The organism is Chryseobacterium sp. DZ-32 (assembly GCF_059587025.1).
Window position 1 is genome coordinate 154,686 of record NZ_JCAIOM010000002.1, and the last position, 13,440, is coordinate 168,125.

11 protein-coding genes are annotated in these 13,440 nt (G+C 38.2%); 7 read left to right on the forward strand and 4 right to left on the reverse strand.

Annotated elements, in window-relative coordinates; genetic code table 11:
- Positions 1–238: 238 nt before the first annotated feature.
- The 3 genes from mqo to AC59HC_RS02765 all read left to right on the forward strand — a co-directional run bounded on the left by mqo (position 239) and on the right by AC59HC_RS02765 (position 3,082).
- The gene (gene mqo, locus AC59HC_RS02755; RefSeq protein WP_137904875.1) at positions 239–1,744 is read left to right on the forward strand and encodes a malate dehydrogenase (quinone); all 1,506 of its coding nucleotides are present in this window, start codon (positions 239–241) and stop codon (positions 1,742–1,744) included.
- Positions 1,745–1,807: 63 nt separating this feature from the next.
- Positions 1,808–2,209 (forward strand): hypothetical protein, encoded by a 402-nt coding sequence (locus tag AC59HC_RS02760; RefSeq protein WP_034693615.1) that lies wholly within the window; start codon positions 1,808–1,810, stop codon positions 2,207–2,209.
- A 6-nt stretch (positions 2,210–2,215) separates the two neighbouring features.
- A complete protein-coding gene (locus tag AC59HC_RS02765; protein WP_496557962.1) occupies positions 2,216–3,082 on the forward strand; it encodes an AadS family aminoglycoside 6-adenylyltransferase in 867 nt (288 codons plus the stop codon).
- Between the two features lie 2 nt (positions 3,083–3,084).
- Here the strand turns inward: AC59HC_RS02765 and AC59HC_RS02770 are convergent, their stop codons facing one another.
- On the reverse strand, positions 3,085–4,665 hold the full coding sequence (locus AC59HC_RS02770) for a GMC family oxidoreductase N-terminal domain-containing protein (RefSeq protein WP_496557963.1): 1,581 nt from the start codon (positions 4,663–4,665) through the stop codon (positions 3,085–3,087).
- Positions 4,666–4,795: 130 nt separating this feature from the next.
- Here AC59HC_RS02770 and AC59HC_RS02775 point away from each other — a divergent pair, with 130 nt between their 5' ends.
- From AC59HC_RS02775 to AC59HC_RS02790, 4 genes are all read left to right on the forward strand, one after another.
- Positions 4,796–5,413 (forward strand): DUF1684 domain-containing protein, encoded by a 618-nt coding sequence (locus AC59HC_RS02775; RefSeq protein WP_496557964.1) that lies wholly within the window; start codon positions 4,796–4,798, stop codon positions 5,411–5,413.
- A gap of 4 nt (positions 5,414–5,417) precedes the next feature.
- Positions 5,418–5,891 (forward strand): GNAT family N-acetyltransferase, encoded by a 474-nt coding sequence (locus tag AC59HC_RS02780; RefSeq protein WP_496557965.1) that lies wholly within the window; start codon positions 5,418–5,420, stop codon positions 5,889–5,891.
- A gap of 73 nt (positions 5,892–5,964) precedes the next feature.
- Positions 5,965–6,774, forward strand: a complete 810-nt coding sequence (locus AC59HC_RS02785; RefSeq protein ID WP_496557966.1) for a glucose 1-dehydrogenase — start codon at positions 5,965–5,967, stop codon at positions 6,772–6,774.
- 107 nt (positions 6,775–6,881) lie between these two features.
- Complete coding sequence (locus AC59HC_RS02790) at positions 6,882–9,542, forward strand: MGH1-like glycoside hydrolase domain-containing protein (protein ID WP_496557967.1); 2,661 nt, start codon at positions 6,882–6,884, stop codon at positions 9,540–9,542.
- 6 nt (positions 9,543–9,548) lie between these two features.
- Here the strand turns inward: AC59HC_RS02790 and recO are convergent, their stop codons facing one another.
- Genes recO through AC59HC_RS02805 form a run of 3 tightly spaced genes read right to left on the reverse strand, consistent with a single transcriptional unit; the run spans position 9,549 to position 13,439 of the window.
- Positions 9,549–10,235: a DNA repair protein RecO gene (recO, locus tag AC59HC_RS02795; protein WP_496557968.1), complete on the reverse strand. Its 687-nt coding sequence runs from the start codon at positions 10,233–10,235 to the stop codon at positions 9,549–9,551.
- Positions 10,235–12,487, reverse strand: a complete 2,253-nt coding sequence (porZ, locus tag AC59HC_RS02800) for a type IX secretion system anionic LPS delivery protein PorZ (protein ID WP_496557969.1) — start codon at positions 12,485–12,487, stop codon at positions 10,235–10,237. The genes recO and porZ overlap by 1 nt, the downstream gene beginning before the upstream one ends.
- A gap of 1 nt (position 12,488) precedes the next feature.
- Positions 12,489–13,439 (reverse strand): bifunctional metallophosphatase/5'-nucleotidase, encoded by a 951-nt coding sequence (locus AC59HC_RS02805; protein ID WP_202843513.1) that lies wholly within the window; start codon positions 13,437–13,439, stop codon positions 12,489–12,491.
- Between the last annotated feature and the right edge of the window lies 1 nt (position 13,440).

The window sequence follows — 13,440 nt, forward strand, 5'->3', positions numbered from 1 at the left end:
AGCTCGTTAAACATACATAGAAAAACTTAGGCACTAAATGCTTAAGTTTTTTTATTGATTTATCCTGGCAGCGGCCCGTACTGCTTTTTATATTATCAATCATTTCAATGGTACTTTATTGAAATTTTCCATGGTTTTTTGTTGTGTACTCAAGAAGTCTTCTGAACAAAAAAATAACGGATTAAATCGTGCTGATTTTTAAAACTTTTCCCGAAATTTGAAGTAAAATTTTAAAATTATGTCACAATCGCTTACAAGCAGAACACCGAAACCTAAATACGACGTTGTACTGATAGGCGGCGGAATCATGAGCGCCACTTTAGCAACGCTGCTTCATGAATTTGATCCAAATCTTGAAATCGCTATCTTCGAAAGACTCGGAAGGTTTGCCAAAGAAAGTACAGCTGCATGGAACAACGCCGGAACAGGCCACTCCGCTTTTTGTGAGCTCAACTATACCCCTGAAAAACCGGACGGATCTATTGATATTACCAAAGCCGAAAGCATTGCAGAGCAGTTTGAAATTTCAAAACAATTCTGGTCTTATCTGATTACCAAAGGATATATCCGTGAACCTAAAGAATTTATCAATTCCTGTGCTCATATGAGTCTTGTATTCGGAGAAAAAGATGCTGAATACCTTAAAAAACGCCACGATAAAATGGCAGAGTCTGTTCTTTTTTCAGGAATGGAATTTTCTACCGATCATGAAAAACTGAAAGAATGGATTCCTCTGGTAATGAGTAAAAGAAATCAGTCCGAAGTAATGGCTGCAACGAAGATGGATATGGGAACAGATGTAAACTTCGGAACATTGACGAGAAAAATGGGAAGACATCTTCTGGAAGATTCTAATGTTGAGGTTTTCTTATACCACGAAGTAAAAGATATCAGCCCTAGAGAAAACGGTACATGGGAAATGAAAGTGAAAGACAGAATCCATAGCCACAAACAGGAAGTGGTAGCAGATTTTGTATTTATCGGTGCGGGAGGATACGCGCTTCCCCTACTGGACAGCTCAGATATTAAAGAAAGTGAAGGATACGGAGGCTTCCCGGTTTCAGGGCAGTGGCTGGTAAGTCATAATCAGGAACTGGTGGAAAAGCACCATGCTAAAGTATATACTCAGGCTACGGTAGATGCTCCGCCAATGTCTGTTCCACACCTTGATCTTAGGATTATCGATGGGAAAAAAGCACTTCTTTTCGGACCTTTTGCAGGATTCTCAACCAAATTTTTAAGAGAAGGAAGTTATCTTGACCTTCCTGAAAGTGTAAATACGAAGAATTTAAGGTCACTTTTTGGAGCATGGTGGCATAATATTCCGCTTACAAAATATCTGATTCAGCAGGTTGCCATGACAAAGTCTCAGAGAATGCAGCATTTGAGAGAATTTATCAAAGATGCTAAAGAAGAAGACTGGGAACTGAAAGTAGCAGGACAGAGAGTTCAGATCATCAAAAAAGATGAAAAAGAAGGGGGTAAACTGGAATTCGGAACTGAGGTGGTCGTAAACAAGAGCGGAACGATTGCTTCCCTGCTGGGAGCCTCACCAGGTGCATCCACAGCAGTATATGCCATGCTGAATGTGCTGGAAAAATGCTTCCCTGAAAAACTGCATGGAGAATGGAAAGCAAAGTTGCTTGAAATGGTTCCTTCCTATGGTCAAAAACTGGCTGATAACCCGGAACTGACTCAGGAAGTAAGAAATTACACCAAAGAAAAATTAGAATTAGAATATTAACATCCATAATGAGCAATAAGTAATCCTATTATTTATTGCTCATTACCTATTACTCATAAAAAGGTGGAAGAAGTAATTGTAAAACCAGTCATTGCCAAGGAAATCCTTGAATCTCTTCAGGCGAAAACAGAAGAGGAGAGGCAGGTTATTGTACACTGTTGCTTTCCGGCATCACCATTCTTAGGAAACCTGATCAGAATCTGGCATTCAACCTATCTTTTTGACAATCAGTCTGAGCATAGAAGCAAAATGATTCATGCGGAAAACATTTCAATTTCTCCATACTGGACACCGGTTCCCTTTATGAAAGACTTTTGGTTTACCCTGATCTTTTCCGGGCTGCCAAAAGACTGCAAAAGTTTTGATCTGAAAGAAGTTATTCCTGAGGAAGGAGGATTCTTTGTAGAATCAATTAAAAGAAACTCTTCTGATGTGTATCGCGTCAAAATATCAGAGTCTTATTAAGTAAGTATGAGCGCAAGGGAAGAAAAACTGAAACAGATTATTCAATGGGCTGAAAACAATCCTGATATCCGTGCTGTTCTCCTGACCAGTTCATTGGTAAACCCTTATGCTCCGGTAGATGATTTCAGTGATCTTGATGTGGAGCTTGTTTTTGGTAACAGATCATCCTATGAGTCGGAAAATAAATGGATCAGCCTTTTTGGTGATCCTATTTCCATGATTGAAGAAGATGATCGTGTTTTTGACGGAAAGCATGCTATGAAAATGGTCTTATATAAAGATCATGTAAAAGTGGATTTTAAGCTGTATCAGGTATCGGAATTTATTGAAGAAATCAATCAGGAAAACCTTCCCGAAGACTGGGATGTAGGATACAAGGTTTTAATAGATAAAGATAACCTGACCAATAGTATGAAACCGCCTACCTATCAGTCAATAATGATTCAGCAGCCGACAGAAAAAGAATTTCAGCAGCGGATGAATGACTTCTGGTGGGATACAACTTATGTTGCAAAATGCCTGAAACGCGGAGACATTTTTTACGCCAAATTTATGTCTGAAAATATCCTGCGTACAGATTATCTTGTCCCTTTGATTGAATGGTATATTGCCGAAAATCATGACTGGAATAATATCACAACCAATAAACACGGAAGACTCTTCAAAAAATATCTCTCATCTGATTTATGGAATAAAGTGGAAAAAACTTTCTCCGGCAGCGATATTGAAGAAAACTGGAATGCATTGTTTGCCTATGCAGATGTGGTTCATGAGCTGGGAACTTCACTGGCAGAAAAGCTTCATTGTATGTACCCTTCAAAGTTGGAGCATGATATCAGGAACTATCTTAACGAAGTAAGAAAGATGCCTTAATTTCAGGCAAATTCATTCTGTTTAATAAGATTTTCAATACAATATTCAGCAATCGCAGTAATCGTAACAAACGGATTAACACCAATGGTTCCCGGAATTAAAGAACCATCCAGCACATACAGATTCTCGTGATCTTTTAGCTTTCCATATTCGTTGGTAGCTTCACCAAGAACACACCCTCCAAGCGGATGATAACAGATATCTGCCCCAAACCCATTATTAAAAAGTAAATGGCTTCTTGTACCGCCATTAGCCTTATTCATTTTACGGGTAAAATATTGGGCATTTTCTCTCATTTTAGCGGTATTGCTTTCATCCCAGTTTAATGTCAGGGATTGGCTGGCTTTATGATAGGCAACTTCTCCCTTTTTATCAACCCTGTTGATGAGCAGATATAAAGCAGTAGCCACATCCATTCCCATGGGCAGAGGAGCAATTTCTGTGAAAAACGGATGTTCCGGATCATCCCAGTTATCAATTCCTCCTACCGGAATAGTGGATTGCTTAGCTCCGGTGCCGCCAGACAATGGCTTAACCCAGTTTCTTCCGGTCATGAAATTTCCATTGTTTCCCCAGTTTTTACCAATCTTTTCATGGATGGGAAATCCGTTCTCTGCATGAGACTGTAACAGAAGCTGCAAAGTACCCATTGTTCCTGCGGAAAGAATCAGCTTTTTGCAGTGGAAAACTTTGTCCGCAATCATAGCTCCGGAAGTATCTGTCTGCCGGACATTTAATGTATAGCTTTTGTCATCATTCAGTTGAATAGTCTGGACACGATGAAGGTCAAGGATTTCTAAATTTCCTGTTTCCAGTGCTTTTCTGAGATAGGTTTTATCTAAACTGTTTTTTCCGTGGTTATTTCCATAAATCACTTCAGTATTGAGAGCAGAGCGGGGAACTTCATTCCTGAATTCTTTTTCCATGTATTTAAAATCATATACATTGGGAACCCGAATGGTTTTAAAACCAGCTTTGTGAGCTTCTGCTTCACCTACCCGGGTGAATTTATAATAAGGACAGTCTTTCAGAAACTGTTCATCAATCACATTTACCTTGAGTTCTTCCCGTACCAGAGGAAAATAATGATTATAAAACTTTTCAGCATCAAGATCAGGGAAAACCTCTCTGAAATAGCTTTCTTTGGGAGTGACAGCCATTCCGCCATTCACCAGAGAACCTCCGCCAACTCCTCTTCCTACCCAGATTTTAATATGATTAAAATCCAGACGGTCCAGAGTTCCGGTAAAAGGAGTCAGAGAAAAAATATTCATAAAGGGAGCAATGCTTTTGTTTTTCAGCCATGCGGAGCTTTTCCCGGGTTTCAGCAGATTGGAAAACGGAATTCCTGCTTTTTCCCAGTTAAGACCCATCTCCAGCAGCACTACTTTTTTTCCTGCTTCACAAAGACGCAAAGCTGAAACCGCTCCGCCATATCCACTGCCAATAATAACAATCGGAACATCGTTGTTTTCAACGATCTGATTGTTTCTTCTTTCCGCTGCATGAAATAATTCGGATTGAAGAAAATAAAATCCTGATATTGCCAGAACACTGGTCTTTATGAAGCTTTTTCTGTCCATGAGCTTTGTTTTTCAAAAAGTGTGCTAGATTATCAGAGGTGAATTTTATTTAAAACAGATTATATTTTTTATTACAATTTTAACTTTTGTTGGAATGAAAATTCATAGCTTTACTTATAATTTTAAATTCATGAAAAAATATATCATACTCTTTTTACTGCTTCCTCTATGGGTTTTTTCTCAGAAAAAGATGTCAAAGGAAGAGAAAGAAGTACAGAAGTTTCAGAAAGAACTCAATGCAGAATATCTTAACCCAAAGGAAACTCCATTAAGAGATGATAATTTTAAAAATTTTAAAGGACATCCTTTCTTCCCTTTTGATGCTAAATACAGAGTTACTGCACAATTTGTTAAGTCAGAAAATACTCGACCTTTTGAACTTCCTACGTCTTCAGGGAAAACAAAAACGTATCAGGAATATGGAAAAGCAACCTTTACATTAGATGGCAAGCCGTATACTGTAACGTTATACCAAAGCCTGGATCTTATCAAACAGGAAAAATACAAAGACTATCTTTTCCTTCCGTTCCGTGATGCAACCAATGAAAAAGAAACGTATGGAGGAGGAAAATATATGGATCTCAAGATTCCGAAAGGAAATACCATTGTGCTTGATTTTAATCAATCTTACCATCCGTTCTGTGCTTATAATGCTTATGATTACAACTGCCCGATTGTTCCGGAGGAAAATAAGCTTCCCGTGGAAATCCGTGCAGGGGTAATGTATGAAGATATTTACCATCACTAATACTATGATACATTTAGAATTCTTTAAACCAGAAGATCTTTCCGGGGTCAGCTATGCTTTGGATGAAAATCAGATGAGATTTACAGCGACTGCTCAACAGGCTTTGCAAAGCATCAGTGAGCGGGATGATAACGATGCATTTCCCGTGACTATATTTTACAACGATCTGCCTGCAGGCTTTTTTGTCCTTGATTTCGGGAAAGATAAACTGGAAATTACTGATAATGAAAACTCAACGTTGTTACGATCTTTATCTGTGAATCCCGGGATGCAGGGCAAAGGAATTGGAAAAGCGGCGATGCTTGAACTAAGTGATTTTGTCAGAAACCACTTTAAAACCTGCGATGAAATTGTATTGGCCGTCAATCAGAAAAACGATTCTGCTTACCATATTTACCTTAAGGCAGGATACATTTACGACGGTAAGACCAGAATCGGAAGAAGCGGACCTCAATATCTGATGTACAAAAAACTTTAATAAAATTTTAAAATCATAATTTTTTATCTGCTGATATCTTTCCATAACTTTGAGTAACATCAAATTACAAAACATGGAAATATCACTTCAGAATCAGGTGGCTGTAGTCACAGGAGCTTCCAGTGGAATCGGTTCAGGAATTGCAAAATCATTGGCCGGAGCAGGAGCAACGGTCATTGTCAACCATTCCTCAGAAAGATCTACAGATGAAGCCAAAGCTGTTTTAAAGGAAATAACGGATGCCGGAGGGAAAGGAATGACCTACCAATGTGATGTTTCCAAAGAAGATCAGGTCATCAGAATGTTTCAGGATGTCATTGCTGAGTACCAGACTGTAGATATTCTGATCAATAATGCAGGGATTCAGAAAGACGCGAAATTTACTGAAATGACTCTTGACCAATGGAATGCGGTCATAGGAGTTAATCTGACGGGACAATTTCTATGCGCCAAAGAAGCCATTAAAGAATTTCTGCGAAGAGGAATCGACACTTCCCGCTCTGTTGCATGTGGGAAAATTATTCATATCAGTTCAGTCCATGAAATTATTCCGTGGGCGGGTCATGCTAATTACGCTTCCAGTAAAGGGGCAATCAGAATGTTGATGCAAACGCTTGCTCAGGAATATGGTGCGGACAAAATCCGTGTCAATTCCATTTGTCCGGGAGCGATTCAGACGCCGATTAACCGGAATGCATGGGATACTCCGGAAGCCCTTAATTCTCTTCTCAGCCTTATTCCTTATAACAGAATCGGACAACCGCAGGATATCGGAAATTTAGCTGTATTTCTTGCTAGTGATCTTGCAGATTATATTACCGGAACAAGCATTTTCGTGGATGGTGGAATGACTACGTTTGAGAGTTTTTCTACCGGAGGATAAAGGAATTCGAAGTTCAAAGTTTAATGTTCAAGGTTTAAAGTTTTTGAGGTTGTTTTTTAGAACTTGAAACGGAATTAAATATTACTCACTACTCATAATTATCATTTATGTCGGAAAAACAGAGAATTTCAGATATTTCATGGAAAAAATGGGGCCCTTATGTAAGCAACCGCGAATGGGGGCTCGTTCGTGAAGACTACAGTGAAGACGGAGATGCCTGGAATTACACAGGCCACGATACCGCAGAAGCCAAAACATACCGTTGGGGTGAAGAAGGGATATGCGGAATCTGTGACGATCTTCAGAAACTTGTATTCTCTGTAGGTTTCTGGAATAAAAAGGACAAAATGGTGAAAGAGCGGTTCTTTGGACTCACCAACGCACAAGGAAATCATGGTGAAGATGTAAAGGAATATTTCTATTATCTTGATTCTACTCCTACACATTCTTATATGAAGATGCTGTATAAGTACCCTCAGAATGCATTTCCTTATGAGCAGCTTGTAAAAATAAATGCTGAAAGAGGAAAAGAGGATCCGGAATATGAGCTGATTGATACAGGAATTTTTGATCAGAATGACTATTTTGATATTTTTATAGAATATGCAAAGGAAAGTCAGAATGATATTCTAGTAAGATTAACAATTATCAATAAATCTGAAAAAGAAGCATCTCTGGTCATTTTGCCGACAGTTTGGTTCAGAAATACCTGGAAATGGGGATATGATGATTATAAACCCCAATTGTCTGCGGAAGATGCTGACCATATTAAAGTCAATCATCAGGATATTGAGATTAAAAATGTGTATGCAAAACAGTCCTTAAAGACCTTGTTTTGTAATAATGAAACCAATAATGAAAAGCTTTATCAATGTTCTAATGATTCAAAATACTGTAAAGATGGAATAAATAATTTTGTGATGACGGGAAATTCCCAGTCTGTAAATCCACAAAATGCAGGAACCAAAGCTTCTTTCTTTATTGATGAAGATTTTAAAGCGGGAGAATCAAAAATATTTGAATTCATGCTTTCAGATAAAGATATAAGAGAACCTTTTAAAGATTTCGATATTCTTTTTAAACAAAGACAAAAAGAAGCAGACGAGTTTTATGCAGAAATCCAGAAAGGAATTGCTTCGGAAGATGAAAAACTGGTTCAGAGACAGGCTTTTGCAGGAATGCTTTGGAATAAAATGTTTTACCATTACAATGTAGAAAAATGGCTGAAAGGTGATCCTTCCGAAATGCCTCCGCCAAAATCCCGGGAAACGATAAGAAACTACGACTGGAAACATCTGAACAATGAGCATATCATTTCAATGCCTGATAAATGGGAATATCCATGGTATGCAACGTGGGATCTTGCATTTCACACCATCAGCTTTTCACTGATAGATCCGGATTTTGCCAAACATCAGTTAAAGCTTTTCCTGTTTGAATGGTATATGCATCCCAACGGACAGCTTCCTGCCTACGAATGGAACCTGAGTGATGTGAATCCTCCTGTACATGCCTGGGCGGTTTTCAGGGTATTTAAAATTGATGAATATTTAAAAGACAAACCGGACCTGGAATTTCTGGAAAGTGCTTTCCAAAAACTGCTCATGAATTTTACCTGGTGGGTTAACAAAAAAGACCTTAATGGTAATAATATCTTTGAAGGAGGATTCCTGGGGCTTGATAATATCGGTGTTTTTGACAGGAATTCTGTTTTACCCAACGGAGAACAGCTGGAACAGTCGGACGGAACGAGCTGGATGGCTATGTTTGCCCTCAATATGATGAGAATTGCCCTGGAACTGGCCCTTTACAATAAGGTGTATGAGGAGATGGCGATGAAATTCTTTGAACATTTCCTGTCGATTGCCCATTCATTGGATAATATGGGGGATGAGAATTTCAGTCTTTGGGATGAGCAGGATGAATTTTTCTATGATGCAATTACTTCCAGTGACGGAACTCATATGTATTTGAAATTAAGAACCATCGTTGGGTTGATCCCGATGTTTGCTGTTGAGGTTATTGATGATGAAATGATTGAAAACCTTCCCAATTTCAAAAAAAGAATGAAATGGGTACTGGATAATAAACCTGAACTGGCTTCTCTGGTTTCAAGATGGGAAGTGAAAGGACAGGATTCAAAACATCTTTTATCTCTGCTTCGGGGACATCGTCTGAAAAGGTTGTTAAACCGGATGTTGAATCCGGATGAGTTTCTAAGTGATTACGGAGTAAGAGCTTTATCCAAAGAGTATGAAAGAAATCCTTATACTTTAACTCTGAATGAAACGGATTTTACTGTTAAATATACCCCTGCTGAAAGTGACAGCGGCTTGTTTGGTGGAAACAGCAACTGGCGCGGCCCCGTATGGTTTCCGATCAATTTTCTTATTATTGACAGTCTTCAGCGTTTTTTCTTCTATTACAGTCCGGATTTTTTGGTAGAATATCCTACGGGCAGCGGTAATTATTCAGACCTTGATCAGATTGCAGATGCCTTAAATAAGAGGCTCGCGAAAATATTTTTAAAGGATGAAAATGGTAAACGCCCGGTTCATGGACAGTATGAAAGATTTCAGACCGATCCGGATTTTAAAGATTATATCCTTTTCTATGAATATTTCCATGGAGACAACGGCCGTGGAGTAGGAGCTTCCCATCAGACAGGCTGGACGGGACTTATTGCTAAGATTCTTCAGCCCAGATTTTCCAAAAAAGAAATGGCAGAATCCGAAACTGAAATGCCGGATAATGCAGAAAAACAATAAGTTGGTTTATTCAAATATCTGCTGTATAATTTCAAGTGAGGCCGGAGTTTTGAAGTCCGTGATATGATAATGATAGTACACCAAAAGACTGTCAAGGAAATCTTTTCTCAAAGAAGAACGGATTTTTGTGGCATAAAAATCTTCTGCACAAAGAGCTTCTTTCCATATCATTGAAATCTCTTCATTAAAAAGCTGATGACTTATTCCCGGAGAAAAATTGCCGGTTTCCGGATCTAAGAAATTACCTTCACTCAATAATGGAGCTACACCCTGAATTTTTAAAAAAGCCAGTAAAAACAGAAGATGTGCCTGATAATTTCTATTGTTCAGCTCAGTGATAAGATGATCAATACCGGAATAGACGGGAATATTTTTATTCTCATGCTTAAGAATATGACTCAGAAAATCCGAGATAAAGAAAATGACAGTATTGACCTTTATATCTGTATAAATGTCATTGTTTTTTACCAATTCAAATTTTGAAACAGTCGGGATTCCGTTGCCCCGTGCTGGATTAATGGAAAAATTGAGCTGGCTCAGCGGCTGAAGCAGGGCTTTCTTTTTGTTCTTTTTGGAATAAATTCCTTTCAGAAAATAGCTTTGAAAACCCTCTTCTTCTGTAAAACAATGCAATACCGCATCATTTTCCCCGTATTTGATAAATGAAAGTAAAAAACCGTTTTGTGAATTCATTAATTAACCACTCCTATTTTGGCGGTAGCTTTATCAGATCCGTCTTCGTTCGTCATCAGGACAAAATAAATCCCTGAAGCTACTCTTGTTCCTTTCTGATTATTGAGATCCCATTCATAATAACCTCCACGTGCAACGGCAGAGTGTACTACATTTCCTGCAGCATCCACGATTCTTATATTGGTTTTTTCTGCAAGACCTTTTATCGTTACTTTTCCTTTAAAGTTTGAATAAACAACAGGATTAGGATATACTACAACATCACCGAAATTGGATGTTACATCAGCAACATCGCCCTGATAGGTTACAATACCATTATACGTTACAAAATACACCTTGCCTGTTTTTTTATCAATTTTGATATCAGTAACACTATTGGTAGGAAGAGGTGAATTTTCCTTTGTAAAATGTTTTATGGTTCTCTGACCGTCTGAAGACAGATAGTAAACACCGCCGCCGTCAACGGATACCCATTTATAATCACCTCCATCTACTGCAATCTGAAGAATTGCTGATTCTCTGAAAAGCTCTTCACCCAAACCATTCTGCTCTATCACTATAGGTTCTACTTTAGGCTGGGCACTTTTTATTTCTGATGCTGCGTTTGACATGATCCTCAGACCTCCGTCCGTACCAATCCATGCATCACCAGCCTTATCAAAGGCTACAGATAAAATTCCTCCTGAACTGTTAAATCCATTAGATGTTCCCAGAATATAATCTGAATCATCGGAAAGGTTAAGAGCATTTTTATAATCATATACCCAGAAGTTATTGGATCTTGGCAGCGGAGTCCACAACATATTTTCGTGGAAAACCGGTTTTTGAGTACCATCACTGGCCAGAACTATTTTCTTAATAACAAAATCATCTGCTGCTTTATCGTAAATTCCTATAGATGGATTCCCATCATTGAAACCAAAAGATACAAAAAGATTACTCTGAGAGTCTGTGGCAAAACCTACAGGGCGTCTGTAATAAGGCTGTGCTCCAAGATTATAATACTTTACCAGTTCAAAATCCTTGCTGGTAGCATTGTACTTCATTTTGTAGACCCCATTATCAAACATCGTATAATTGGTGAAAAATACTTCATTATTACTAAAAGGACTTAATGTAGCATCCAGTACATTGATAGACTGTGGGTTATTAACAAAAAAAGAAGGATACACCCATTCTGTACCAGTAAAATAGTAAAATCCAGGTTTTTTAGGATTACTAACCGGTTCGTTATAGTTATTCGCTCTTGCTCCGGTAGAAACCAGAAGTTGGTTATTATCAAAAAGATTGATATTATAAGCAAAATTGAAATAAGGACCGGAAGGTTTAAAAGTATTGTTACCTTCATCCTTAATTCCCGATAATACCGTTCCTCCTAAAATCTTTCCGCCAGCTGTTAATGCAGTATTGCATTCTTCACCAAGACTTACCGCATTTTGTGATACTCCATTGATTCCATAGGTGTATACTCTGTTATCTGTAACCACAATACTATTGGAAGTAATAACAACATCCCTGATTTTTTCAAAAGTAGTAGGAAGTTGTGTCGGGGTACCGTTATTATAAATATAAGCCGCTGTAGCCGTTGAGAAAACCAGTTCTGATTCTGAATCTATATGTTTGAAAGCTCCGGGAGCTTCTGTTGTCCAGGTTGAAAATACAGGAAATGTAGTATTCATTTGATGGCTTTTCAAACCTGTATCTGTTACAGAATATACTTTATTCCCGAATATGGTGGCTTCATTACTTGCCTGATAAACCCCGCCGGTCAGGAAAAATGCAGAATCACCAAATTCTTTATTCTGAAGATTAAAGATGGAAACTCCATATCCAACAGAAATGACAGCCTGATCTCCGGTTATGGAAATGTGGTTGATCTTTTTGTCCCCATTATATCCTGTAGCAATGGGAATATCAACAATATATTTGATCTCCTGAGGCGTAATAACATCCATAGAACCGTTTTCATAACCGATAAGTCCGGTTTTAGTCTGTGGATTATAATCAAAAGCTGTGATTCCGATATTATGAAGCCCGTTGGCTTTGGATAACTTCGTAATTTCTCCTGTTGATATTGTATAATAGAATATTCCGTTTTGGGTGGCTGCAATGATTTTTCCATTGTCTTCTTTCATGGCTAAGACATTATTATAGGAAAACAGGTCTGCCCACTTTTTGGATGAAATAACCTGTGCTTTTGTCAGTTGCAGGGATGCTAAAATACCAAGAGAAATTAGAGAAAGTTTTTTCATATTATGCGGTTATGCTGCTATCTATCACCTGATTGTTCCAGGAAATATGCTGTACGTTTTTGTTTGTATCAAAATAAAAATCTATCCTACCTAAAAGAAGGCCAGCCCATCCCACCTGATTGACAAGGACATTTTTGCCCTGTCTGTTGGTAAAGGATTGTGGTTCCGGTAAGAATGTATGAGTATGGCCTCCTAAGATAATATCAATATTTTCTGTATTGGCCGCTAAAATTTTATCACTTATTTTATCCGGTTCGTCTCTGTAGTCGTATCCGATGTGCGAAAGACAAATCACCAGATCACATTTCTGATCTTTTTTCAGAAAATTTGAATAATGCTGTGCTACATCAATCGGGTTGGAATAAACAGTTTCCCCGTACTGTTTTTTACCTACAAGACCATCCAGCTGGATTCCCACCCCGAAAATCCCTACTTTGATTCCATTTTTGTTGAATATCTGATAAGGAGAGGTTTTCCCGTCAAGAATGGTATTTTTAAAGTCATAGTTGGAACAGATAAATGGAAACTTCGCATTTGGAAGCACCTTTAAAAATCCATCAAGTCCATTGTCGAAATCATGGTTTCCCATAGTAGAGGCGTCATATTTCATCATAGACATTAATTTGAATTCCAGCTCACCTCCAAAGAAATTAAAATAAGGAGTTCCCTGAAAAATATCCCCTGAATCAAGAAGAAGAACATTGCTTTCCTGGTTTCTGATCTGTTGGATTAAGCTTGCCCTTCTTGCAAAACCTCCCTGATTGGGATTTTTGGTATAGCTCGCGTCAAAAGGCTCTATTCTGCTATGTTGATCATTGGTATGAAGAATAGTCAGTTTATTTGCAGATTTTAAATTAAGAATTTTTAATTCCTCCGCCATCATCATATTGGGAGCTAAAGCCATTGCTAAAGATCCGCCTCCTATTGCTTTTAAAAAACTTTTTCTATCCATT

What these genes read in the sequence shown, in the direction of transcription:
- AC59HC_RS02780 (WP_496557965.1), top strand. Translation starts at nt 5,418, where the DNA reads ATGATACATTTAGAATTCTTTAAACCAGAAGATCTTTCCGGGGTCAGC.
- recO (WP_496557968.1), bottom strand. Translation starts at nt 10,235, where the DNA reads ATGAATTCACAAAACGGTTTTTTACTTTCATTTATCAAATACGGGGAA.
- mqo (WP_137904875.1), top strand. Translation starts at nt 239, where the DNA reads ATGTCACAATCGCTTACAAGCAGAACACCGAAACCTAAATACGACGTT.
- AC59HC_RS02785 (WP_496557966.1), top strand. Translation starts at nt 5,965, where the DNA reads ATGGAAATATCACTTCAGAATCAGGTGGCTGTAGTCACAGGAGCTTCC.
- AC59HC_RS02805 (WP_202843513.1), bottom strand. Translation starts at nt 13,439, where the DNA reads ATGGATAGAAAAAGTTTTTTAAAAGCAATAGGAGGCGGATCTTTAGCA.
- AC59HC_RS02775 (WP_496557964.1), top strand. Translation starts at nt 4,796, where the DNA reads ATGAAAAAATATATCATACTCTTTTTACTGCTTCCTCTATGGGTTTTT.
- AC59HC_RS02790 (WP_496557967.1), top strand. Translation starts at nt 6,882, where the DNA reads ATGTCGGAAAAACAGAGAATTTCAGATATTTCATGGAAAAAATGGGGC.
- porZ (WP_496557969.1), bottom strand. Translation starts at nt 12,487, where the DNA reads ATGAAAAAACTTTCTCTAATTTCTCTTGGTATTTTAGCATCCCTGCAA.
- AC59HC_RS02770 (WP_496557963.1), bottom strand. Translation starts at nt 4,665, where the DNA reads ATGGACAGAAAAAGCTTCATAAAGACCAGTGTTCTGGCAATATCAGGA.
- AC59HC_RS02765 (WP_496557962.1), top strand. Translation starts at nt 2,216, where the DNA reads ATGAGCGCAAGGGAAGAAAAACTGAAACAGATTATTCAATGGGCTGAA.